The organism is Ruminococcus albus 7 = DSM 20455 (assembly GCF_000179635.2).
Classification (GTDB): Bacteria; Bacillota; Clostridia; order Oscillospirales; family Ruminococcaceae; genus Hominimerdicola; species Hominimerdicola alba.
Map to the genome: position 1 here is coordinate 3538841 of NC_014833.1, position 24999 is coordinate 3563839.

Consider the following 24999-nt stretch of genomic DNA (forward strand, 5'->3'; position numbering starts at 1 on the left):
GCACTGCGATGCCGTCCACCGGATTTTACACACGACCTGTCTGCGAAGTATCATCGCGCAAGTCTTTCTGATCTTTTCTAAACTTCAACATCTTAACATACGTATATATCATAATCACTGCCCCGAAAACACCTGCTGTTATCAGCACCGCTCTAACAGTGTCAGGAATATCTACCGAATACCGGCTGCACATCAGCATTATCAGTGATATCAGATTGGTCACCAGCATACTGATACCGTATCGCTTCCTCAGTTTTTCTTCCATAATGTCATCTCCACGGTGTATTTATGCGAAAGCTATCTCTGCAAAGCCGACTGCGCCTGTATCAAATTCAATGCAGTCACCGATGACTTCATACCCTACCGTTGAACTCTTTATCTCACACCCTGAAGGTATCACAAGCCTGCATCTTCCGCCTTTCGGGGACTTTATCACGCACTTCACAGGCCTGCTGTCAGCCCACTTACAATCTATCTCATATCCGCCTCTTGCACGAAGTCCCCTGAAACTGCCGTTCTTCCAGTCAGGGCTTACCGCCGGCAGAAGCTGTATCTCGCCGTTCTGACTTTGAAGCAGAGCTTCCGCAATACCTGCTGCCGCGCCGAAATTACCGTCTATCTGGAAAGGCGGGTGCATATCGAACAGATTGTCAGAAGTTGAATTCGCAAACAGCGCCGCGATGTTCTCCTTGACCTTTTCACCGTCGTGCAAACGTGCCCAGTGATTTATTATCCACGCCCTTGACCAGCCTGTATGTCCTCCGCCATGGGCAAGCCTTCGGTCGATAGTCGCCCTTGCCGCCTTTGCAAGCTCGGGGGTATGCCTTATGGATATCATATCCGCAGGATAAAGGGCATAAAGCTGGCTGATGTGCCTGTGCCCCGGCTCAGCCTCATCGTAGTCCACAGCCCATTCCTTTATCTGACCGTACTTGCCTATCTCAGGCTTCGGAAGCCTTTCTCGCATAGCACTGAGTTTCTCACCAAAAGACTTGTCGATACCAAGTATCTTACCTGCCTCTATCACCGCTGTGAACAGCTGATATATTATCTGACTGTCCATGGAAGGACCTATGCATACCGAGCCCCTGGCTCCGCTTTCGGTGATATAGGTATTCTCAGGTGATACCGATGGGGCGGTGACAAGTCTGCCGCTGCCGTCATCTATAAGGAAATCCACGAAGAATTTTGCGGCTTCTTTCATGGTATCATATTTCTGTGCAAGGAATTCCTTGTCCTGAGTAAACAGCCAGTGCTCCCATATATGAGTGCAAAGCCATGCCGCACCTGTCACCCACTGGGTACCCGGTATCCACAGATCCTGCGGTGCAGTATCACCCCATATATCCGTGTTGTGGTGGCAGACAAAGCCGCTGCAACCGTACATCTCGCGGGCGGTATCCCTGCCATGCGGCCGCATACGTTCGATATGATCGAAAAGCGGGATATGCAGGTCGCCAAGTCCGCATGGCTCGGCACACCAGTAGTTCATCTCGGTATTGATATTCACCGTGAACCTGCAGCCCCATGCAGGCCACATATCCTTGTTCCATATACCCTGAAGATTCAGGGGCAGAGTACCCTCCCTGCTGCCTGCTATCATCAGGTATCTTCCGAAATCGAAATACAGGCTAACAAGCCCGTTATCGACACCGCCATCTTTCACCAGCTTCAATCGCTCATCGGTAGGCAGACTGTAGCTGCCGCCGTCTTCAAAGACTATCTCCGCCCTGTCAAAATAACTGCGGTAGTCCTCTGTATGTTCTGCCAGCAATTCCTCAAAAGTCTTTCCGGCAGCAGTTATAACATCAAGTTCAGCACCCTTTTTATAATCGGTAACACGGAAATCAGTCTGTGCACCGAGTATTATCATTACACGGTCGCAGCAGTCTGTGACTATGCTGCTGCCCCACCTGCCGACAGTGCCGCCATAGCCGAGTACCCTTATATATGCCGCAAAGCATATACCATCCTCAGAGCCGCAGCCGCCGTAGTATAGTATATCCGTGTCGTTCACAGGGCTGTTGTCATCAAAGTAATCATCGCGCCCGTCTATGCTCACCTTGACAGATACGGATGCAGGCTTGTCAGCATCAATACATACCGCCATTACCTGTGCAGGTTCCGAACATATCACGCGCCTTGTATAGTTTACTCCGTTTATGGAATACCTTGTTTCACAGACAGCGTTTTCAAGGTCAAGAGAACGCTCGGTGTACTCAAAGGTATCTTCCTTGTGATGCTGTATCGAAAGATCACCCAAAGGCATATAATGCCTCTCATTAACGGGTGTGCCGCAGAAGGCTTCCATTACGATCTTTTCTGCCTCAGCTATTTTTTCCTCACGCAGAAGCTGCCTTACCTTTTCAAGGTTAGCTCTGGCAGAAGCATTGTTGCGCTTACGCGGACCTCCCGACCATACGGAATCTTCGTTCAGCTGTATTTTTTCATTGAGGGCCTGACCGAAACACATACCGCCTATCCTGCCGTTGCCAACAGGCAGCGCAACGTTCCAGTCCTCCGCAGGTCTTCTGAACCATATCCTTTTGTTTTCCATAAGCACACCGCCGTTCTGTCGCGAAGACATATATATAAATATTATAACATATACTCCCCAAAAAGTAAAGACCCGACGTATCACAGGCATATATACCGTATGCAGCGTGTTGCAGACCCATGCGAGGGATGCGAACGCATATCACCGCATTCGTCCGATACCGTGTCACTAAAGGAGCGCCCTTTGCTATGTATGTTGCGTACTGTGTACCCGCACGAGGGATGCGAACGCATATAGCCGCATTCGTCCGATACCGTGTCACCAAAGGAGCGCCCTTTGCTGTGTACGTTGCGTACTGTGTACCCGCACGAGGGATGCTTTTTTCTTTTCAGCTAACAGAGGGCACCGGGAAGCATACACTTGTCAGCTGTGTACGTTGCGTATTAAAGGGCTGATGCACCAACATCAGCCCTTTGAACTATCCTTATGATATGATCAGTCTTCACCCAGTTTGAGCGCCTTGGATATATTTATCCTGCCGATAAGCCTGCCCAGAACCAGAAATCCTGCAAGCAGCATCACCGCTATTACGGTATACAGCCTGAGATAGTCCTCACGAACAGGTATCACCGCAAACTCGGGCACACGACTGCTTACATCGAGAACGCTCTGGAAAAGCGGCACGAAAAGTTCGCTGGTTATGCCGCCTATGAATATGGCTGCAAATATCGCCACACCTGATACAAGTATCTGCTCGTATACTATCATTGAGATTATCTCGCGGTACTTCATGCCCATGGCACGCAGTATGCCGAACTGCAGAGTCCTGCTCTTTATTGAAAGTATCCAGTAGATCAGGAAACCGATGATACACATTATCATTATGGTAATGAATCCAAGTGTCAGCGCACCGTTCATGCCCTGCAGCATGGGATCGTTCTTCTTTGCGATGATCTCCTGCTTTGCAGATGTCATGCCTGTGACCTCTATTTTCGCTTTCTCAACAGAATCGTAAAATCCCTGCACCGAAGCATCATCCGCAAGATCTATCCATACCTGATACGGCTCCATGTTGGTCTGTACGTTAACATAGTCAAAGTTCATCACAGCAAAGTCCATATAGCTGCCGTCGCCTGCCTCCGCATAAGGATCAAGACCCGGCCAGTAGTCAACAAATGCCAGCACCGTGGCATCGAAGGGTTCGTTGGCACCCCATTCGCATTCCACCGTATCGCCCAGTTCAAGTCCGTAGTCCTTGAACGCTGAGGAAAGTATCACACCGGGCGCATACTCCGCCAGCGCTTCAAGATAGTTGTTTATATGTGTCGGCAGAAGTCTTTGCTCAAAGTTTATGACCTCTGAAAAGCCTGCAGGCTGTACCGCCATAAGCTGTACGTTCCTGTCAGTATTCGAGGAACCTGCGTTCATATCCTGATTGAGGAAGTCCTCCCTTTTCTTCTCGGTCTTTTTTTCAGCCGAACGCTTTACCACCGTCATCTTGCTGCTTTTTACAGTCACACCGTCACGTCTGAATACCTTTGCAGCGTGCTGTACTCCTTCCAGCTTTTCAAATCTTTCAAACACAGGTTCAGTATAGGTCACTACCGTCGCGGTGTCTGTGTCCTCCTCAGCCGCCTGCTGCATACCTCCGCCCATATTCGCTGAAGGTCCGGATCGCTTCTGTGCAGCCTCGGTCTTGCTTGAATACCATTCCTCTGCCAGTACTATATCCGCACCGTTCGCATACTCCACGGTTTCCTCAGCGTTGCGGTTGAGTGCCCTCGCTGTGTTCGCAAAGAACACGCCCAGGGAAACTGTCAGCACAAGGAACAGCATGAGGAACCTCTCTCTGCCCGTTGCCGACCTGCCTATGTTGTTCAGCGACACATACTGCGCAGGCGACCAGAAGCGCTTTCCTGCACTGCTTATCAGCCTGATGAGCATAGGATATATCCTTATCAGGAAAAGTCCCAGACCGAGTATGAATGCCGTTGATGCAACGAACATCATGGGATTAACTGTGGCTGTCGTATCGGTTATACCAAGGTCAAGCAGTTTCGCCTGCGTTCGCTTGTAGTAGTACAGCCACGCAAATGAGCCGCCTGCAAGTATTACATCCAGCCCCACCTTTTCCCATAGAGCCAGCTTTTTCTTTTTCGCCTTTGACTGCTTGTGCTCAACTATGGTAGTGCGTAAAGCAGGCACTATAGGCACCAGAGTAGTTATAAAGAACACCAGCACCGCCGCAGCCGCATATAAGAATGCCTCTGCTGTCAGCCTTACAGGCATGGCACGTCGGTTAACAAATTCAAGGAAGCCGTTTGATGCACCAAGTATCCTGCAAAGCCCAAGCCCTGCAAAAGGTCCTGCTATGGCGGTCAGTATGCCCAGCACCAGAGATTCCAGCGCGTATATACCCAGTATCTGTCTGTTGCCTGCACCACGGCTCTTGAATACCGCTATCTCGTTCTTTTCCTGCTCTATATTCAGCTTTGATACCATGAACAGGTAGAATATTATCATCAGTATAACAGGTATCTGCAGCAGCCACAGCAGCAGTGTCAGCTGTGAGGAACGCTTTGCATAATCGGTAAGTATATCCTTTGCAGGTATGATAAATCCGGTATCGTTTTTCTTGAATACCTCTTTCTGTGAGTTGTAGCTGCTGTTGATAGCTTTCAGCTCAGGGATATCCAGTTTGGTATAGTCGATGAAGAAATTATAACTCGCCTTAGATATGTTGACTGCTTTTGTAGGCAGCATCTCGTTCATCATGGTATCATAGTCAGTAAATACTGCAGCAGTATAAGCTTCGTCTATACCCTCAGCCCAGAAAGGGTCATTCTCATCGGCAACGTCGATAAGACCTACTATCTCTATCTTTACCGACTTTTCATTGTCAAACAGATTCGCTATCTCATAAACGGTATCAAGCGCAAGTCCGTTGGTCTTCAGGGACTTTTCAGTAGCCATGCACTCGAATACACCGTCATCACGCACACCCTTTGTCATCATTCTGCCCGATGAAGCAGCGGAGTGCTCACATATATCCGACATACCCCCAAGGGTCAGCCTTGCAGGGGTCTCTCCTGCCTCTACGGATATAGACTTGCAGTACAGGTCGTTATCCAGCACCACCTTTTTGCTGCCTGCCACAGGCAGGTCAAGCTCCCCGAACTGCTTCTCAGCCAGCGCGGTATATTCCTCCATAGTCCGTACCTGCTCATCGGTACTCAGCTTGCTTTTAAAGCTGTGCGAGGTATTGTAAGACCCGGGGTATATCATGTATTCTTCCTGAAAAGCCTCCATATCCTTTACCAGCATACGCTGCAGCGAGGCATTCATATATATAGGTATGGTGCTCATCATAGCCGATGCCATGATAAAACCTGTCAGCAGGCAGAACACCATCCATTTGGTATTTCGCATCTTGCGAAGCAGAAGTGTAAACATTGAGTGCAGCTCCTTGCTTTTTATTTCAGAACGAGCTCGTCGCCCTCGTTTATGCCCGATACTATCTCGGACTGCGAACCTGTGGTCAGACCTGTTTCTATGGGAACAGCTGTCTTTTCACCGTTTTTCAGCACGTATACGACTTTTTCGCCGTCCACCTTTTTGATAAGATTATTTGATATGACTATAACATTCTCTGCTTTATCCAGCACGAGTATCACATCTGCCAGCTGACCCAGTGCATCTGCGGGTATATCCCCCTCAAAACGGACATAGATGGTATCAGCCTCATAGGCGATGCCTGTTTTATCCTCCTTGTCGTGGGATGCTTTTACTTCCTCCTGATAAACTGCCAGCGCCGCAGGATCCATGAATACCACGCCGTCATAGTAGTTCTCGTTTATGCGTATCTGCACCTTTGTATCAACGCTGAACTTTGACATATCATCAGGCTTTACAGCTATATACAGCGCGGTCGTATCTATCACTGTAGCAACTGTCTGTCCCGAGCTTACATTATCGCCTTCACGGACATCTGCAAGCTGTGACACTACTCCGTCAATGGGAGAACGCAGTACCGAGCCATCTTTTCTCTCACGGAGCTTGTTCAGCTCACGCTCTATCAGCTGTACGTCAACGTAAGCTGAATCTATCTGAGCCTGAGTACCGCCGCTTTCCCATATCATATCCACGTTCAGCTTTGCCTTTTGCAGATAAAGCTCCTTTTCGGCTATCTGATCGTCAAGATCAGACGTATCTATCTCACAGATGGCATCGCCTTTTTTCACCTTATCGCCTGCACGCACATTGAAATCAAGTATGACTCCGCTCTGCTTTTCATAGCTGAGGTCATACTGTCTTTCCGCGGTAACAGTACCTGTGCTGACCAGCTTTTTCTCTATATCCTTGCGTTTCGCTGTTACGGTGGTATAGCTGACCTCGCTTGCTTTTACCGCAGGCGGTACAGCAGCTTCCTCCTCATCAGGCAGCAGGTAGCAGCCCGATGTCATCATAACTGCCGCGGCGCATACCATTGTCGGTAATGTGCGGCAGATGAACTTTTTTATATCTGCAAGACCTTTCATCATTTGTCCCTCCGAAAAAACTGTCTTTTATATACATACTACCTCATTATACCATTTTCTGCTTGCTTTGGCTATATGCAACAGGACAAAATTAAACTTATTTTTTCAGCACAATGCACAACCATATTCTTAATATTCATATTATTTACCGATAATACAGCTATCACACAATGTAAACGATAACAGAATTATATAATTATATGATATACTGATACGTATCCTTAAATGTTCCACGTGGAACATTTGTTCTGGTTCAGTCACAAAAAACTGCCCCCGCATCAGCAGGGGCAGGAACATATTATTTTATTATCAGAACATTCTGATCTTGCTTGCGATCTCAGCAGAGTGAGAAAGTATAGTAAGATTAGCATCTATGTCGCTCTCTACCATATTGGGTGTGATGAAAGCCAGCTCATCATCGGGACGGTTAGCACGCTCGATATACATCAGCTTGCCGAACATCTCGGAGATAGAAGGCTTGAGAGTCTGTACATCCTTGCCCTTGAGGCGAACGTACATGGAGCAGTTTGTATCCTTGTAGCGTACAACGAACTTTTCGTCCTTCTTGGATTCATTCCAGTGGATGCCCAGTGATCTGCCGTTATGTCTGAGGCAGTCGATGATATCACCGACAACAGCAGAAGCGGTAGGCAGCTTGCCTGCGCCCTGACCGTAAAACAGTACATCGCCCACACCGTCACCTGTAACGCTTACTGCGTTGTATACATCATCAACACTTGCCAGCATATTGCTCTTGGGAACAAGTCTGGGGCATACGATAGCGCTGAGGCTGCCGTCCTCAAGTCTCTTTACAGATGCTATCAGCTTGATCACGTAGCCTGCATTGTCAGCGTACTCAACATCATCAAGAGTGATGCGTGTGATACCTGACTTATGTACCATTTCGGGATATATATGCTTGCCGTATACCAGTGAACCGAGGATACAGATCTTGCGGCACGCATCCTCGCCCTCAACATCGGCAGTAGGATCAGCCTCGGCATAGCCCAGCTGCTGAGCCAGCTTCAGTGCATCCTCAAAGCTCATCTGATCCTTTATCATCTTAGTGAGTATAAAGTTGGTAGTACCGTTGAGTATACCCGAGATCTGCTGTATCTCGTTACCTGCAAGACACTTGTACAGAGGTCTGATTATCGGTATACCGCCGCCAACGCTGGCTTCAAACAGATAGGAACAGCCGTTATCCTGTGCAAGCTGCAAAAGCTCAGCACCGTAAGCCGCAACAAGCGCCTTGTTGGATGTGACAACGCTCTTGCCCTTGGCAAGCAGCTTCTTGGTGTATTCATAAGCGAATGTTGTACCGCCTACTACCTCGGCAACTACCTCTATCTCATCATCGTTGAGTATAGTATCAAAATCGTGTATAATCCTGTCAGCAAAAGGTGACTCAGGAAAATCCCTGAGATCAAGGATGTACTTGATATCACAATCTCTGCCTATCTTATTGCTTATAGATTCCCTGTTCTTCATAAACAGCTCTACTGTACCCGAGCCGACTACACCGTATCCGATGACAGCAACATTTTTACTCATAATTTAATTATCCTCTTCCCAATTAATATTTTTTCTGCCTGCGCAGACCGAAATCACTCGCCCGAGATTATCTTCGCTTCAACCACGCCCGACACCTTTGAAAGCTCCTCAGTGAGTTTCTGGGTGTTGAGTGTATCTCTGTCGAACCTGACGGAGAACGTTACCGTAGCCACTGAATCCACGGGGATGTTCTGGTTTATTGTCAGTATATTTGTCCCCAGCTCATAAAGCTTTGATATTATTGAGGACAGTACGCCCTTTTCATCACGCAGGGTGCAGTAAACGGAAACGATATTATTCGTAAGACGTTCCTCATAATTAAAAACGGAGTCCTTATATTTATAGTAAGCACTCCTGGATATACCGACCGCTCTGCAAGCTTCGGTAGAGGTAGATACCTCGCCCCTCGCCCGCATACGCTTGGCAGCAAGCACCTTCAGCACGATATCAGGCAGTACATCCGCACTGACTATCACCAGACCGGAGTCGTTATCAGCCACGAAAAGTTCACCTCCGACAAACAAGTGTATTCGCAACACATACAACTATATCACGTTTTCACTGATTTGTCAAGAGAACTTTTTTTGAACATACCACGCCCTCAATACACAGACAGGCTCGATAAGTGCGCCGGAAGGGCTCTATACGCGGCAGGTATAGTTATTATCAACGAAATTGTTAACAGGGTTACCTTACTATTGTTAATTTTGCGGAAAAAAATAGCACCGTCTTGAATTTTATCCTAAAAAGATGTAAAATAAAATTACATTTTGTTGTGAGTAACTGCCGAAAGGAGTGAGCAGTTTGGATATAATCAGTGAGATACTGGAAACCGACAGACTTGCCGAAGAAAAGCTTGAACAGGCCAAGCAGGAACGCAGCCGTATGCTGGCTGACTGCGAGAAAGCTGTCAAGAGGATACATGATAACGCTGAATCCGAAGCCGGTCTGTACCGTGACTTCCTTTTTGGTGAGGATACCAGTGAGGAAACGGCAAAGGTTCTGAAAGAAAGCGAAAAAGAACAGCTCGATGCCCTTGTAGAGGCTTACGAGAGGTGTCACGAAGAATGGGAAACGGAGATAATCGCTGCGATAACGGGCTAATACCCATGCGGCTGAAAGGGGGTGCCCGATATGTTGGAAAACTACAGCTCAAATGCCACCACAGCCAAGATAAGGGCTAAATATGCCCAGCTTTTCACGATAGATGATTACCGTGAACTGGCGGCACTGAGAACTGTCCCCGAGGCGGCGGAATACTTATCGCGGTCAGTGAGGTTCAGGGAAGCCTTTGCGGAGGTAGACCCCAACACAGTACACCGCGGATTTCTGGAAGAACTGATATACAGAGAGAACTTCCGCACATATATAAGGCTGTGCAAATTCCAAGGGCTTGACAAAGAACCCTTCTTCGGGTTTCTTATAAGGCGCAGTGAGATAGACTGCATACTTTCGATAATCAACCGGATAAACTCATCGCTGGACAGGACTTTCCTGCCGGATCTGCCGGGATATCTTATAAAGCATCTTACGATACCCGTTATGGAACTCAGTCTTTCGCAGACCTACGATGATCTTGTCGCAGGGCTGAAGGGCACACGTTATGCCAGGGTATTGAAGAAAATACCTGTGCGTGATGACGGCAAAGCCGATTATACCGAGTGTGAGCTGAGGCTGAGGTCTGATTATTATGCGGAGCTTCTTGAACAGGCGGACAAGGAGTTCGCGGGAGTAGTTTCAGAAGAGCTGAAAACTATGATACTGCGTGAGATAGACTGCCGCAATATCATAAATGCCTACCGTATGAAATCCTACTTCGGGTATTCCCCCGAGGAGATAAAGCGAAGGTCGCTGAATTTTTACGGCATAGGCAAAAAGAATATGGAAAGGCTGTATGATGCAGCCGATCCCGAGACCATGATGGATATGGTAAATCATACCATCTACGGAAAAAATTCACCCGATACCGACAATATCGAGGTAGAGATAAACAGCGTGAAGATACGAAGGCTGAGGCATTACCTTACGGGCAGCACCCATGCACCCGTTGCGCTGTATGCTTTCATAATCCTTTGCGACATTGAAGCTTCCAACCTGGTGCATATCATAGAGGGCATCAGGTACGGCGTTGAGGCTGCTACCATTGAATCGCAGCTGATAACGCTTTGATATCTTCACGATGAAAGGAGTGCGAACACCTTAATATGGCAATTGAAAAAATGGCGCTTGTCAATATCATAGGCAGATTTGAGGATCTGGATGAGACCCTTATACGCTGCTGCGACAGCGGGTGCTTCCATATCGAGCCTGCTTTCAGGAACGAAGCAAATTCCACGGTAAAGCTGCTGAATGAGAAGAACCCCTTCGGAGTGCCGCTCAAAGAATTTGCATCCCTTGCCACAGAGATGGGCATTGAGCTTAAAGAAACTCAGGGGACGAGATTCAACGGGTGGACAGCGGAACAGTTCAATGAGCTTTCCGAAAATATCGACAGCGAGATAAACGAAAAGAACAGCGAAAGACAGGCTCTCGCAAAAGAGGTATCCGATCTGGAGGCTGCAGTGCTGCAGGTAGATCACCTGCGGGGCATGAACAGCGATTTCAGCAAGATATTCGCCTGTAAGCACACTGCCTGCCGCATAGGACGTATGCCTGCGGATAATTTGGCAAAGCTGCAGTACTATGACCAGACTTTCTTCTTTGTCCCCTTTGAAACGACAAAGGATTTCTGCTGGGGAATGTATTTCTGTGCAGAGAGCGACAAGGAACTGGTGGACAGTATATTCCGCTCCATGTTCTTTGAAAGGATACGTCTGCCCGACTACGTGACGGGCAACACCGATGAGGCTCTTAAAAAGCTGGACAGCCAGATAAAGGAAAAGAAAGCCAAAACAGAGGCTCTCGACAAGGAACTGGCAGCCCTTGCGAAAAAGCATGATGCTACTATACTGGAAGCATACACAGCACTTAAAAAGCGGTATGACATCTTCGAGCTGAGAAGAAAAGTCGGTGCGGTAAAGGAGAAGTTCTATATAAAGGGCTTTGTACCAAAAAAGCAGGCTGATAAGTTCTCTGAGAAGTTCGGGGATATGGATGAGGTCGAGGTAGTACTTCTGCCGCCCGATGCGGACGCATACGTAACTCCCCCGACGGTGCTGAAAAACAGCTGGTTCACAAGACCATTCGCCATGCTGGTGGAGATGTACGGTCTGCCAAAGTATAACGGATTCAACCCCACAGCCTTCGTGGCGATAACCTATACACTGCTGTTCGGTATAATGTTCGGTGACCTGGGACAAGGTCTACTGCTGTTTCTCGGCGGACTGATACTTGGCAGAAAGAGCAAGCAGGCGGGCGGCATCGTTGCAAGATGCGGTCTTTCAAGTATGATATTCGGTACGCTGTACGGCTCGGTATTCGGATTTGAAGAACTTCTCGACCCGATATACGAAAGCTTCGGGATCGACTTCCTGCCACTGAAGATATTCAAGCAGTCAACTTTCATACTGCTGACCGCAGTAGGCATAGGTATATTCCTGATACTGGTATCAATGCTGATAAACATATATATCGGATTCAAGGAAAAGAATTACGAAAAAGCGATATTCGGATGCAACGGCATCGCAGGTCTTGTCTTCTACGCATCGGTATGCACAGGTGTTATATGCACCATAATGCTGAAGATAGAAGTCATGTCACTTCCTTTCAAGATATTCCTGATAGCGATACCGCTGATATGCATATTCTGCCGCGTACCCTTCTCGATAGCTGTGAAGTACAAGAAGTGGAAGCTTTCAGAAGACGAGGAGGATATGACCATAGGCGGATTCATCGTGGAGAATTTCTTCGAGATGTTTGAATTCCTGCTGAGTTACGTTTCAAACACCATGTCCTTCCTGAGAGTTGGCGGTTTCGTGCTTTCTCACGCAGGCATGATGATGGTCGTAATGACACTGATGAATATGGCAAATTCCTTTGCCATGAAGCCTGTGACACTGGTTATAGGCAACCTGTTCGTAATGGCTATGGAGGGCATGATAGTAGCGATACAGATAATCCGTCTGGAATTCTACGAAGTGTTCTCAAGATTCTACGAGAGCGATGGCAAGGAGTTCGTACCTATGAGTGTAAGCTTCGATACCGAAGTAAATATATAACAGATAATTTTGGAGGTTTTGGTTATGCTTAAAATCATGTTGCTGCCCCTGGCAGCTGTAGTACTGCTGACAGTACCTTTTATACTTATGGCTAAGAAGATAAAGACAGGCGAAAAGTCTGCAAAAGCAGCTTTCATCGGTAATCTCTGCACATTTGCAGGCATCATGCTGGTGGGTATGATAGTGCCTTTCACCGATCTGGTAGCATTTGCGGCATCTGAAGGCTCTACCGTCAAGGAAGCACTCACAACAGGTGCAGGTCTCGGTTATCTGGCTGCAGGTCTTTCCGTTGGTCTTTCATGTATAGGATCTGGTATCGCCGTTGGTTCGGGCGCACCTGCCGCTATCGGTGCTACTTCCGAGGATCCCAAGAACTTCGTTAAGGCTCTGATCTTCGTCGTACTGGGTGAAGGTATCGCGCTGTACGGTCTGCTGATATCCATACTGATAATCTCTAACATCGGCGGCTAAGATCATGAAGTTCTATTTGCTCAGCGATAACATAGATACCCTTATGGGTATGCGTCTGGCGGGCATAGAGGGAAAAGTCGTACATGGTACGCAGGAGGTCTCCGCGGCGCTGGACGAAGCTATGGCGATGAAGGACGTGGGCATAATACTTATGACCGAGATAGCACTGAAGCAGTGCCCCGAAAAGGTCATGAACTACAAGCTCACACGCGCTGAACCGCTTATAGTCGAGATACCTGACAGACACGCCACGGCAAACATCTCCGATACTATATCAAAGTATCTGGCTGAGGCTGTTGGCATCAAGCTGTAGATCGATCGGAGGATACAATGACAGATCAGACACAAAAGCTGGAAAAATTCAAGCAGGCAGTATTCAATGAAGCTGCCGCAAAGGCTGACGAGATAATAAAGGAGACCGAGCAGCATTGCAGCGGTATACTGGCGCAGGCTGAGGCTGAGGCCAGAAAATTCGTCAGCGAGAGCAGAGCTAAAGCTGAAAAGGAATATAAAGAAACTTCACAGCGCACCGAGTCAGCAGGACGGCTGGAACTGCGCAGAAAGCTGCTGAACGCAAGACAGGAGGTCGTCGACAAGGTGTTCTCCAACGTGCGCGAAAAGCTGGAAGCTTTCAGGGAGAGCGCCGCTTATGAAAGACTGCTTGTAAAACGGGCAGAGGAGTGCGCAGCTGCTTATCCCGGCAAAAGGGGCGAAGTGCGCGTAGCGGCAGCTGATATGAAATACGCTGCCAAGCTTACCTGCGGCGGCAGGTTCACTGTATGCGAGAGCGGGAACATACTGCTTGGGGGCATCATGGTGGTATTCCCCGAGGACAATCTTGCTCTTGACTGCACTTTCGATAATGAATTTGACAGACAGAAGAGCGGCTTTGCAGGAAAAGCAGGGCTTGTTTTTGATATGTAAACTATTGGCAGAGTCCACATAAAGGGCGTGAATAAAATGAGTACGGAAACAATGGATAAGATATATTCGGTCAACGGACCTGTCGTTACGGTCCGCGATACCAAGAGCTTTGCCATGCAGGAAATGGTATTCGTGGGCGAAAAGCGTCTGATCGGTGAGGTCATTCGTGTCAGCGCAAAGGAAACTACCCTGCAGGTATACGAAACTACTACGGGTCTTAAACCGGGAGAGCCTGTTTACGGCACCGGTGCGCCTATGGCTGCAACACTGGGCCCAGGTATACTTGACAATATGTTCGACGGTATCGAAAGACCGCTGAAAAAGCTGGAAGAAATAAGCGGTGCGTTCATATCCGAGGGTGCGAACGTTCCTGCGCTTGACCCCAAGCGCAAGTTCGATGTTACGGTGACGGTTAAGAGAGGCGATATACTTCGTCCCGGCGAGATATATGCCACCTGCCCCGAAACAGCGCTTATAACACACAAGTGTATGCTCTCGCCTTTTTCAAAGGGCGGAAAGGTCGTATGGACGGCTGTTACGGGCAAGTATAACGTTAACGATGTGGTAGTAAGGCTGCATGATGAATACGGCAGAGAAGAAGAACTTACCCTCTGCCAGAAATGGCCTATAAGGACTCCACGTCCCTGCGCTGAAAGAATGCCTATGTCAAGACCGCTGATAACAGGTCAGCGTATAATAGATACGGTAGTACCCGTGGCTAAGGGCGGCACTGCCGCTATCCCGGGAGGATTCGGTACAGGCAAGACCATGAACCAGCACCAGATAGCAAAATGGTGCGATGCGGATATAATCGTATACGTTGGCTGCGGCGAGCGCGGCAACGAGATGACTCAGGTACTTGAGGAATTCAGCGAACTGATAGACCCAAAGACACAGCGTCCCCTGACAGACAGAACTACCATGATAGCAAACACCTCGAATATGCCTGTTGCGGCAAGAGAGGCTTCCATATACACAGGTATCACTCTGGCAGAGTATTACAGGGATATGGGCTATCATATAGCAATAATGGCGGATTCGACTTCACGTTGGGCTGAGGCACTGCGTGAGATATCGGGTCGTCTGGAAGAAATGCCCGCTGAGGAAGGCTTCCCTGCTTATCTGCCCTCCCGTATATCGGAATTCTATGAGAGAGCAGGCTATGTAAAGACCCTTGGCGGTTCTGAGGGCTCTGTTACCATAATCGGTGCGGTATCTCCCCAGGGTTCGGATTTCTCCGAGCCTGTAACACAGAACACCAAGCGTTTCGTAAGATGTTTCTGGGCACTGGATAAGGCACTTGCCTATGCAAGACATTATCCTGCCATAAACTGGAACACCAGCTATTCGGAGTATATCGACGATCTCTCCGCTTACTACAAAAACAACGTCGCCCCGGATTTCATGGAGGTAAGACAGCAGATATCAAATATCCTTGTTGAGGAAAACAGCCTGATGGAGATAGTAAAGCTGATGGGTACGGATGTACTCCCCGACGATCAGAAGCTGCTGATAGAAGCAGCAAGAGTAGTCAGAGTAGGATTCCTCCAGCAGAACGCTTACCACAAGGACGATACCTATGTACCCCTTGAAAAGCAGTACCGCATGATGAAGGCTATACTGCGCTTCTTTGATCTTTCAAAGGAGGCACTGGCAAAGGGCGTTGCTATCGACAGGATAATGTCAAACGGCTGGGCTGACAAGCTCATAAAGATAAAGTACGATATCCCCAATGACAAGCTTGGTATGTTCGATGACTACGAGAGGGATATGAACGAATGGTACAAGAACGCGGAGGTGGTCTGAGTTGAATATTAAATATATCGGTCTCAGCGAGATAAACGGACCTCTGGTAGTTCTTGACAAATGTAAGAACGTAAGCTATGACGAGATAGCCGATATCGAGCTGGACAACGGCACCCACCGTCTGGCGCGTGTTGTTGAGGTATACGAGGATAAGGCAGTACTGCAGGTATTCGAGGGCACCAAAGGGCTCTCACTGAAAAATACCACCACAAGCTTTGAGGGCAGACCCATGGAACTCCCCCTTTCGGACGAGATGCTGGGACGTATCTTCAACGGTGCAGGCAAGCCTATTGACGGTCTTGGCGATATAGTTGCAGAGGAGAGCCGCGATATCAACGGCGAACCGCTTAACCCCGTATCCCGTGTATACCCCAGGAACTATATAAATACAGGTATATCGTCTATAGACGCACTTATGACCCTGATAAGAGGTCAGAAGCTGCCTATATTCTCAGGCTCGGGACTTTCACACAACAAACTGGCTGTACAGATAGTACGTCAGGCTAAGATAGCTGATGAAGCAGGTCAGGATTTCGCGGTAGTATTCGGTGCTATGGGCGTTACCAATGACGTTGCTGACTATTTCCGCAGAAGCTTCGAGGAAACAGGCGTTCTGCAGAGAGTTGCCATGTTCCTGAACCTTTCAAACGACCCTATCATCGAGCGTATACTTACTCCCAGATGCGCACTTACCTGCGCTGAGTATCTGGCATTCAAGAAGAATATGCATATCCTCGTCATACTGACAGATATGACTTCATACGCGGAAGCACTCCGTGAGTTCTCATCCTCAAAGGGTGAGATACCGGGAAGAAAGGGCTATCCGGGATACCTTTATTCCGACCTTGCTTCTATCTATGAAAGGGCAGGCATCGTAAAGGGTGCAAACGGTTCTGTTACACAGATACCCATACTCACCATGCCTAATGACGATATCACCCACCCTGTCCCCGACCTTACGGGATATATAACCGAGGGTCAGATAGTACTGGACAGAAACCTTGATGCTACAGGCGTATATCCGGGCGTTGCCATACTGCCCAGCCTTTCAAGACTTATGAAAGACGGCATAGGCGAGGGCTATACCCGTGAAGACCACCAAATGTGCGCTAACCAGCTGTTTGCGGCTTATGCTAAGGTACAGGATGCGCGTTAGCTGGCTTCCGTTATCGGTGAGGAAGAACTTACTGCCACCGATAAGGCATACCTCAGATTCGGTGAACTGTTTGAAGCACATTTTATAGACCAGGGATTTGAAACGAACCGTTCAATAGAAGAGACTCTTGACCTCGGCTGGAAACTGCTTTCGTCACTGCCGAGAACAGAACTTGACAGAGTTGATGATGAACACCTGAACAAGTTCTATGACCCTGAGAATGCGTTTACCCAGTAACCTTGAAGGAGGATCTGTATGTCATCATATGAGATCATAAAAATGGCTTTTGCTGTCGCAGCAGTCATTTTAGGAGTCGGTATGCTTATTAAGCCCGAAAAATACCTTAAAAAGGGCAGTGAGGGCAGTGAAGCTGATATAAGCAAGTATCGCAAAGTAGGTACTATTGTCACTGTGGTCGGTATACTGGCCGTATTGCTGAATATCGTACTTATAGTTAAATACTGAGTTATCATAAAGTAAGCGAGTATCTCGTTTCTTATTTCCGAAAGGAGTGAAAAAGCTTTGGCTGTACAGCAGGTGTTCCCCACGAAGGGTAACCTCATAGCAACTAAGAAAAATCTCCAGCTTGCGGCACTGGGCTATGAACTTCTCGACAGAAAGCGCAATATCCTTATACGTGAGATAATGACGCTGGTCGAAAAAGCCAAGGAACTCAGAAGCTCCATAGAAGATACCTATAAGGAAGCCTATGAGATGCTGAAACTGGCTAATATGTCAATGGGTGTTATAACCCCCTATGCGGAGTGTATGCCCGTAGAGGATGGTATTGAACTTTCCTCCAAGACTGTTATGGGTGTGGAACTGCCTAAGGTCATTTTCCACGAAACGCCCCGCGAGGTCTGCTATGGGTTCTCACGTACAGATTCACAGCTTGACAGAGCGTTCATCGCATTTGAAAAAGTCAAGAAACTTACTGTGACACTGGCAGAAGTTGAGAACAGCATATACAGACTTTCTGTGGCAATAAAGAAAACTCAGCGCAGAGCAAATGCTCTGCAGAATATCATAATACCGCGCTATACCGATACTGTAAAGTTCATCGCGGATTCTCTGGAAGAAAAAGACAGAGAAGAATTCTCGCGTATGAAGGTGATAAAGGCGGTAAAACTTAAAAAGGAAAACGAGAACAACACGGAGGAACGACATTGAACAAACTAAAAAAAGCATTCAGCGGTTTTGCAGTGCTTTCCATATTCTGTATAGTAATGGGTATCGCACTGATCATTGATCCGAACATATTCACTAGAGTGGTAGGACTTGTAGTAGGCGGTTTGATCGCCGCTATGGGAGCTGCATCGCTGATAAATTACTTTATACGCGCAAATACCGATCCCGAGAACGCTAGTGGGCTTGTTAGCGGTGTTATACTGGTGATATCAGGCGTATTCATAATGGTAAGACCGGATTTTATCCCGAAGGTCATAGCCTTCGTATTCGGTGCATATATGCTGATAAGCGGTATCACAAATATACAAGGCGCTATGCAGCTGAAGCATAATAACAGTCCCCGCTGGACAAAGGCTATGCTGACAGCTGTACTTACTGCACTGACAGGCATACTGCTGGTGATCAATCCCCTGCTGCTTGCCGATGTTACTTTCAGGCTGCTGGGTATATGCCTGCTGGTATCGGGTCTGACTAATATAGGCGGAAGCCTGCTGACAGGCAGAAACAAGCCCGATGAAGGATCCTATAAAATGGATGGCCGCAGCGACGGACAGAAATTCATTGATATCGACTGATACGATAAGCAGTCCCGCGTGGACTGCTTTTTTTGTGCTGTGCCGCGTACAATATATAGCGAAACACAATATATTGTGTTTCGCTATATGCCTATCTTCAAATCGTGGATTTTTTAACAATGTGCCCGCAGAACCCTGAAAAGCGCTGTATCGCAGCAGAACGCATAGCAGTTCATACAAAAATATGAATATGCATTCGTAAACTATGCCAAAAAAGACACCGTGTTATTGTGCAAATTTCCGTGGTAAAAGACTTGACAAATACAATATCTTGTGATATGATAATAAACGTACTACAATATAATGAAGAAAAGAGGAAAGAAACATGATAAACGTAAATGTTAAGAACGGCGAGCTTACCGAAGAAGAAAAGCAGGCATATATCTCCAGAGCGCATGACCTCTATCCCGGTAAGGCTATCGACTCGATAGACATCTCACTTGACGGTGATTACGCTGAGGTAGATTATCATTTCTCCGCTGTTCCTTTCCAGAGGATAAGGAGAATAACAGGATACCTTGTAGGCACACTTGACCGCTTCAATGATGCTAAGCGCAGTGAAGTCGAGGACAGAGTCAAGCACGGTGTCATCAGCTAAGACCTTCAATTTTATTATTTGTTTTTTATTGGCAAAAGCCGTTCCGTTAACGTGGAACGGCTTTTTTGTATCTGTATGTATTTTAATGAAATATCGGGGAAAAATAAAATTGTAAACATTTTATGAACCCTATTGACTTTTGGTAGATAGTGTGCTATATTTAGTTTGTACACAAAACATTGGTATACAAACTAAAATCAAAAACCTGAATAAATAATATCCAAGGAGGAAAGCACTATGTCGATCTATGAAAACAAACTGAAAATGAGAGATGGAAGCGAGTATAGTCTTGAGGAACTGAAAGGCAAGGTCTTGCTGATAGTAAATACAGCCACCGGCTGCGGCTTTACTCCGCAGTATAAAGGTCTGGAGGATCTGTATGAGAACTACCGTGACAAGGGTCTGGAGATACTTGATATCCCCTGCGACCAGTTCGGTCATCAGGCACCCGGCGATGACAATGAGATACACGAGTTCTGCACCATGAAGTATGACACAAAGTTCCCCAGATTTGCAAAGTCAGAGGTAAACGGTGAAAATGAACTTTCGCTGTACACTTTCCTGAAATCCGAGATGGCTGAGGACAGCGTGAACGGTCTGAAAAACAAGACCATAATGAAGGGCGTTGAAAAACTCAGCACCACCTGCAAAAATAAAGGCGACATCAAGTGGAATTTCACTAAATTCTTAGTTGACCGTCAGGGAAATGTAGTAGGCAGATATTCACCTACCACAAAGCCCGAAGACCTTGAAGAGGAGATCAAGAAATATATATGAGCGATAAATACGATCCTATACGGCTGAGGAACCAGCTCTGCTATCCACTTTACCTCTGTGCCAAGGAGGTAACACGAAGGTATACACCTATACTGGAAAAACTTGAGCTGACTTATACGCAATACGTTGTCATGATGTACCTGTGGGAACAGGACGGCTGCACTGTAAATCAGATGAGTTCAGCACTCATGCTCGATCCGAGCACACTGACCCCCCTGCTGAAAAAGCTTGAAAGCAAGGGCTATATCAGACGTACCCGCAGCGAGACAGATGAGCGCAGCCTGAACATCGTACTGACAGAAACGGGCGATGCTCTTAAAGATGAAGCACTGTCCGTACCCGAGCAGATGAAATGCTGCATAGGGCTGACCCCCGAGGAAGGCGCTACCTTCTGCGGACTAATAATGAAGATACTGAAAAATATCGAAGATACAGAAAAGGAGTGACTGTTATGGCAGTAATAAAGGTAACAACAGCAGATTTTGAAAACGTGGTACTGAAGTCCGACAAGCCCGTTCTTGTTGATTTTAACGCAGACTGGTGCGGTCCCTGCAGAATGCTCGCACCCCTGCTGGAGGAGATCGCAGCTTCAAGAGATGATATCAAGGTAGTCAGCGTCAACGTTGACGACGAAGGCGAGCTCGCTGCACAGTTCGGTATATCCTCTATACCCTGCATAATAGCATTCAAGGACGGTGCAGAAAAGAAGCGCAGTATCGGCTTTCGCGGAAAGGAAGCTATCGAAGATATGCTGAGGTGATATTATGGCTCATGATATCATAATAATAGGCGCAGGTCCTGCAGGTATGACAGCTGCCATATACGCAAGACGCGCCAACAAAACCGTGATGCTGCTTGAGGCAGCCGCATTCGGCGGACAGATCATCAACGCACACAAAATAGATAATTATCCTGCTGCCCCGAATATCTCAGGCTTCGACTTCGCTATGAAGCTTTATGAACAGGCTACCGCACTGGGCGCTGAATTCGTATTTGAAAAGGCTGTGGGTATAGAGGATAAGGGCAGCTACAAGCAGGTGAACACTCCCTCAGCCAGCTATCAGGCAGGTGCTGTCATCATCGCAACAGGTTCGGACAAGCGCAAGCTTGGCGTAGCCCGCGAGGACGAGCTTATAGGCAAAGGCGTAAGCTACTGCGCAGTATGTGACGGCGCATTCTTCCGCGGCAAGACAGTTGCCGTTGCAGGCGGCTCAAGGATAGCACTTGAAGATGCGCTGTATCTGACAGATATCGCGGAGAAAGTCTACCTTGTGCATAAGCTGGGCAGCTTCCGCGGAGCAGAGGCTGAGTTTGATAGACTGAAAGAGCGCAGTAATGCCGAGATAATACTGAACAGTGATATAACCGAGCTGAAAGGCGAAAACGCACTTGAAAGCATCGAAGTTACTTCACGCGACGGCAGTGTGCGCGATATAAACGTCAGCGGACTTTTCGTGGCAGTGGGCAGAGTTCCCGAAAATCAGAATTTCGCATCTGTCATTGACCTTGACGAAAAAGGCTATGCAGCCGCAGGCGAAAACTGCCTTACAAGGACACCCGGCATATTCGTTGCAGGCGATAACCGCGTAAAGGAAGTACGCCAGCTTGTAACAGCTGCTGCAGACGGTGCTACCGCAGCCACCGCAGCGATAAAATATCTCAACGATAAGAAGGCATAACAATACCTCCTCAAAACGGCGGGTGCAGAAGGCTGCATCCGCTGTTTTTATTTGCAGTGTTCCTCACCATGACCCATTATTTTTATCTGCCGGGTATATAATGAATGAGAAAAGCACATTTTTATCTCAAAGGCTATTGACAAGGATATTTCAGCGTGATAAAATTAAAATATATAAGAAATATGCATCCGGTATAAAAAGAAATACATGGTTATCCATATAGCACCCCATTACAAAGTGCTATATAACAATGAATCATCGTGTTGATGTTATCCTCCCCCGCCTGCGGCGGGGAAGGATAACCGCCAAGTGTTTCAAGTACCGATATAATACTAATTAATGTGGTGTGTCATCGGGATAATCATAAAGAAATATTCACATACCGGAACACTTAACAGAAATATATTTTTTGGAGGAACAAATGAAAAAACTGCTATTCGTATTCAACCCGCTGGCGGGTAAGGGACAGATAAAAAATGAACTTTTCAGCATCGTGGATATTTTTACCAAAGAGGGCTATGATGTGACCGTATACCCTACTCAGTGTCCGGGTGACGGCGGACGAAAGATCAGGGAGGACGGCAGCAGCTATGACCTGGTGCTGGCAAGCGGAGGTGACGGTACGCTCTCAGAAGCGGTCAGCGCTCTGCTCTCACTGGATAAAAAGGTGCCGCTGGGATATATCCCTACGGGCTCAACAAACGATGTGGGTATGTCGCTGGGTCTGCCAAACAAGCCTGTTGACTGCGCTAACGCTATCGCTAAGGGTGTGTATTTCGATTACGATATAGGTCAGTTCAACGAAGATACCCATTTTGTATACGTGGCAGCCTTCGGTGCATTCACTGCAGTATCCTACGAGACCCCACAGGAGTACAAGAACCGTTTCGGTCATGTGGCTTATATCGCAGAAGCCCTCAGGCGTGTCAACTCGATAAGGGGTTATGACCTTGTCATAGAGCATGACGGCGAAGTGATAGAGGGCAGCTTTGCACTGGGACTTATTTCCAATTCACAAAGTATCGCAGGTATGAAAAATTTCATACAGGACGGTGTTTGCTACGATGACGGTCTGTTTGAGGTGTGCCTTATTAAGAACCCCAGCAACGCACTGGAGCTGAGCAGCATCCTTGCAGAGGCTGCCATAAACAAGCTTACAGGTCCGAACTTTGTGACATTCAAGACATCTCATCTGAAAATAAAGAGCAAGCAGCCCCTCGCATGGGCGCTGGACGGCGAATCGGGCGGTGTGCATGATGAAGTTGATATAATCAACCTGAAACAGGCTATCCGCCTGAAAATAGGCTTCAATGAGATAGCTGCCGAGCAGGAGTTCGTTAGAATGCAGGCTCCCGCTGAACATCTGCTGAAGCTTACCGCTGAGGAGTACTTCAAGACCCATGATAGCGACGAAGAAGAATAACTATAAATAATTCAGCCCCCGGACGTTATAAGGGCGGCGCTGATATAGAAGTTTTATGCCATAGTATTTCTGATGCAAAGTCAGAAGTACTATGGCGTTTCTATTGACAGTGCATAGATGACGTGCTATAATGGTAACTAACATCGGAATATATCGTTTTTTCTCATAGATATGATAAGATCAGAAAGAAGGATTTATATGCTATTTTCTAACAGACTTGTCAAGTATTTCATAATCGTTTTTACCGCAGCAATGATGACTTATCTTGTAGGTTGTAACGATGTAAAATACGAGAAAGAATATAAAAGCGAATCTCCATCGGGAGAGAAAACGGTTACAGTTAAAGTCGATTATGTTAGCCGTCCGGATGTGTTTTACAACGATGAATGTATTTTTAAATATGACGGCTCAGGCTTTTCTGAAACGGTATACTGGAACGTAGAGTGGCTATCTGAGAATGAGATCAGATTGTACCTTGATAGCTATAACGAAGAAGATTACAGTATAGAGATTCCTGATGAATGATATTCAGAATTTAATATTGGGAGAATCCTGTTCTGTGCGGGCACGCACAAATTCTAATTTATCTTAGCAGTTGTATAAAATACAATGAAGTGCTTCGGGGCAAAACTTCTATATGAGTATCTTTCTTAAACATCCGGGGGCTTTGTTGTCATGTTCAGCCGTCAAGGTGATATATCCTGTTCATCTCCTCAGAAAGTCCTCCGTCCTTGGAGCGTACATACAGTGGCTTTTCTATCTGTATAAAGTTATTGCCGCCCATACGACCCTCTACGAGGATAAGCCAGGGCGCACAATCGGGATTTTTATGTACCGTCCGCATACGTTTGGGTTCGATGCCATTCGATCGCATGGCTGTCATTATATCGCATAGCCTTTCAGGGCGGTTGCATATACAGATCCTGCCGCCGTATCTAAGATTCATTTTGGCAGCCCTGCAAACATCCTCAACGGTACACAGCATCTCATGCCGCGCGATGGATACAGCTTCGCTGTCATTTTTTTCACCCGTGTTGTTGATCTTATATGGAGGATTGCAGGTGATCAGGTCTATTGGCTTTGGCGCACGCCAGTTTTTAAGGTCACCGAGTACGGGTACTATATCATCTATCTTTGATCTTTCTAGGGATACTTTCAGCTGCTCATGAGCCTTTTCCTGTATCTCAAGGGCATATGTCAGCTTCGGACGGTAATTTTTATGCAGCAGCAGTGCTATTATGCCGCTGCCCGTACAGAAGTCTGCACAGATATCCTTGTGTCTTGCACCGGCAAAATCAGCCAGCAAAAAAGCATCAGTACCAAAGCGATGCTCATCTGATATACATATCTCTATACCGTCACCGAGGGATTCAAAAGAAAAGTCATTATACTGCATGGGATCTTCCTTTCAGGATATTATAGAAATATAATACCATGTTTTTGCCCCGCTGTCAAATCATCCCCCTAATCATAATGCAGATAATTATACAGAGTATTTATGATAACCACCGGAGGAAACCTTTCCAAAGACTTCTATTTGGCAGGGCACAGCAAAAAGCAGACATTCTCTGTTCTTTGAGAGAATGTCTGCCCATGCCAAATAGAGTTAAAAGTTTTCAGAAAGGAGTTCAGCATCAGCGAAGCTGACACTTAGGA

General features: G+C 47.1%; 24 protein-coding genes and 1 pseudogene. 18 read left to right on the forward strand and 7 right to left on the reverse strand.

Translation table 11 applies throughout. The features are described 5' to 3' along the window. Window positions 1-25 precede the first annotated feature (25 nt). From RUMAL_RS15995 to RUMAL_RS16020, 6 genes are all read right to left on the reverse strand, one after another. Entirely contained in the window at window positions 26-265 is a 240-nt protein-coding gene (locus tag RUMAL_RS15995) for an exported copper oxidase (RefSeq protein ID WP_013499724.1), read from the reverse strand. Window positions 266-286: 21 nt separating this feature from the next. Beyond that, window positions 287-2557 (reverse strand): glycoside hydrolase family 95 protein, encoded by a 2271-nt coding sequence (locus tag RUMAL_RS16000; RefSeq protein ID WP_013499725.1) that lies wholly within the window; start codon window positions 2555-2557, stop codon window positions 287-289. Between the two features lie 435 nt (window positions 2558-2992). Beyond that, complete coding sequence (locus RUMAL_RS16005) at window positions 2993-5950, reverse strand: ABC transporter permease (RefSeq protein ID WP_013499726.1); 2958 nt, start codon at window positions 5948-5950, stop codon at window positions 2993-2995. Window positions 5951-5970: 20 nt separating this feature from the next. Continuing rightward, entirely contained in the window at window positions 5971-7038 is a 1068-nt protein-coding gene (locus tag RUMAL_RS16010) for an efflux RND transporter periplasmic adaptor subunit (RefSeq protein WP_013499727.1), read from the reverse strand. Between the two features lie 306 nt (window positions 7039-7344). Beyond that, window positions 7345-8589 carry a homoserine dehydrogenase gene (locus RUMAL_RS16015; RefSeq protein ID WP_013499728.1) on the reverse strand — a complete coding sequence of 415 codons (1245 nt, stop codon included), beginning with the start codon at window positions 8587-8589 and terminating at the stop codon, window positions 7345-7347. A 53-nt stretch (window positions 8590-8642) separates the two neighbouring features. Beyond that, window positions 8643-9089: an ACT domain-containing protein gene (locus RUMAL_RS16020; RefSeq protein ID WP_013499729.1), complete on the reverse strand. Its 447-nt coding sequence runs from the start codon at window positions 9087-9089 to the stop codon at window positions 8643-8645. A gap of 304 nt (window positions 9090-9393) precedes the next feature. On the opposite strand from RUMAL_RS16020, the gene RUMAL_RS16025 reads away from it, so the two are divergent. The 18 genes and pseudogenes from RUMAL_RS16025 to RUMAL_RS16110 all read left to right on the forward strand — a co-directional run bounded on the left by RUMAL_RS16025 (window position 9394) and on the right by RUMAL_RS16110 (window position 23868). After that, on the forward strand, window positions 9394-9693 hold the full coding sequence (locus tag RUMAL_RS16025) for a hypothetical protein (RefSeq protein ID WP_013499730.1): 300 nt from the start codon (window positions 9394-9396) through the stop codon (window positions 9691-9693). A gap of 30 nt (window positions 9694-9723) precedes the next feature. Further along, entirely contained in the window at window positions 9724-10758 is a 1035-nt protein-coding gene (locus RUMAL_RS16030) for a V-type ATPase subunit (RefSeq protein WP_013499731.1), read from the forward strand. Between the two features lie 35 nt (window positions 10759-10793). Continuing rightward, window positions 10794-12746: a V-type ATP synthase subunit I gene (locus RUMAL_RS16035; RefSeq protein ID WP_013499732.1), complete on the forward strand. Its 1953-nt coding sequence runs from the start codon at window positions 10794-10796 to the stop codon at window positions 12744-12746. 24 nt (window positions 12747-12770) lie between these two features. Further along, entirely contained in the window at window positions 12771-13217 is a 447-nt protein-coding gene (locus RUMAL_RS16040; protein ID WP_013499733.1) for an ATP synthase subunit C, read from the forward strand. A 4-nt stretch (window positions 13218-13221) separates the two neighbouring features. Next, window positions 13222-13530: a V-type ATP synthase subunit F gene (locus RUMAL_RS16045; RefSeq protein ID WP_013499734.1), complete on the forward strand. Its 309-nt coding sequence runs from the start codon at window positions 13222-13224 to the stop codon at window positions 13528-13530. 17 nt (window positions 13531-13547) lie between these two features. Then, entirely contained in the window at window positions 13548-14141 is a 594-nt protein-coding gene (locus tag RUMAL_RS16050; protein WP_013499735.1) for a V-type ATP synthase subunit E, read from the forward strand. A 51-nt stretch (window positions 14142-14192) separates the two neighbouring features. Next, window positions 14193-15947 (forward strand): V-type ATP synthase subunit A, encoded by a 1755-nt coding sequence (locus RUMAL_RS16055; RefSeq protein WP_028504169.1) that lies wholly within the window; start codon window positions 14193-14195, stop codon window positions 15945-15947. Between the two features lies 1 nt (window position 15948). Continuing rightward, window positions 15949-17340 (forward strand): annotated as a pseudogene (locus RUMAL_RS16060) (V-type ATP synthase subunit B). Between the two features lie 18 nt (window positions 17341-17358). Then, window positions 17359-17568 (forward strand): hypothetical protein, encoded by a 210-nt coding sequence (locus RUMAL_RS16065; protein ID WP_013499737.1) that lies wholly within the window; start codon window positions 17359-17361, stop codon window positions 17566-17568. Between the two features lie 57 nt (window positions 17569-17625). Further along, window positions 17626-18273: a V-type ATP synthase subunit D gene (locus RUMAL_RS16070; protein ID WP_013499738.1), complete on the forward strand. Its 648-nt coding sequence runs from the start codon at window positions 17626-17628 to the stop codon at window positions 18271-18273. Then, complete coding sequence (locus RUMAL_RS16075; protein WP_013499739.1) at window positions 18270-18866, forward strand: HdeD family acid-resistance protein; 597 nt, start codon at window positions 18270-18272, stop codon at window positions 18864-18866. The genes RUMAL_RS16070 and RUMAL_RS16075 overlap by 4 nt, the downstream gene beginning before the upstream one ends. 325 nt (window positions 18867-19191) lie before the next feature. After that, window positions 19192-19464 carry an anaerobic ribonucleoside-triphosphate reductase gene (nrdD, locus tag RUMAL_RS16080; protein ID WP_013499740.1) on the forward strand — a complete coding sequence of 91 codons (273 nt, stop codon included), beginning with the start codon at window positions 19192-19194 and terminating at the stop codon, window positions 19462-19464. Window positions 19465-19701: 237 nt separating this feature from the next. After that, window positions 19702-20241, forward strand: coding sequence for a glutathione peroxidase (locus RUMAL_RS16085; RefSeq protein ID WP_013499741.1), 540 nt, complete (start codon window positions 19702-19704; stop codon window positions 20239-20241). Beyond that, window positions 20238-20687, forward strand: a complete 450-nt coding sequence (locus RUMAL_RS16090) for a MarR family winged helix-turn-helix transcriptional regulator (protein WP_013499742.1) — start codon at window positions 20238-20240, stop codon at window positions 20685-20687. Before RUMAL_RS16085 ends, RUMAL_RS16090 begins: the two co-directional genes overlap by 4 nt. 5 nt (window positions 20688-20692) lie before the next feature. Further along, window positions 20693-21001, forward strand: coding sequence for a thioredoxin (gene trxA, locus RUMAL_RS16095; protein ID WP_013499743.1), 309 nt, complete (start codon window positions 20693-20695; stop codon window positions 20999-21001). Window positions 21002-21005: 4 nt separating this feature from the next. Beyond that, window positions 21006-21920 (forward strand): NAD(P)/FAD-dependent oxidoreductase, encoded by a 915-nt coding sequence (locus tag RUMAL_RS16100; RefSeq protein ID WP_013499744.1) that lies wholly within the window; start codon window positions 21006-21008, stop codon window positions 21918-21920. A gap of 421 nt (window positions 21921-22341) precedes the next feature. Then, on the forward strand, window positions 22342-23343 hold the full coding sequence (locus tag RUMAL_RS16105) for a diacylglycerol/lipid kinase family protein (protein ID WP_013499745.1): 1002 nt from the start codon (window positions 22342-22344) through the stop codon (window positions 23341-23343). Between the two features lie 198 nt (window positions 23344-23541). Next, window positions 23542-23868: a hypothetical protein gene (locus tag RUMAL_RS16110; RefSeq protein WP_013499746.1), complete on the forward strand. Its 327-nt coding sequence runs from the start codon at window positions 23542-23544 to the stop codon at window positions 23866-23868. A gap of 154 nt (window positions 23869-24022) precedes the next feature. Here RUMAL_RS16110 and RUMAL_RS16115 read toward each other — a convergent pair whose 3' ends face one another. Then, window positions 24023-24739, reverse strand: a complete 717-nt coding sequence (locus RUMAL_RS16115) for a tRNA1(Val) (adenine(37)-N6)-methyltransferase (protein WP_013499747.1) — start codon at window positions 24737-24739, stop codon at window positions 24023-24025. Between the last annotated feature and the right edge of the window lie 260 nt (window positions 24740-24999).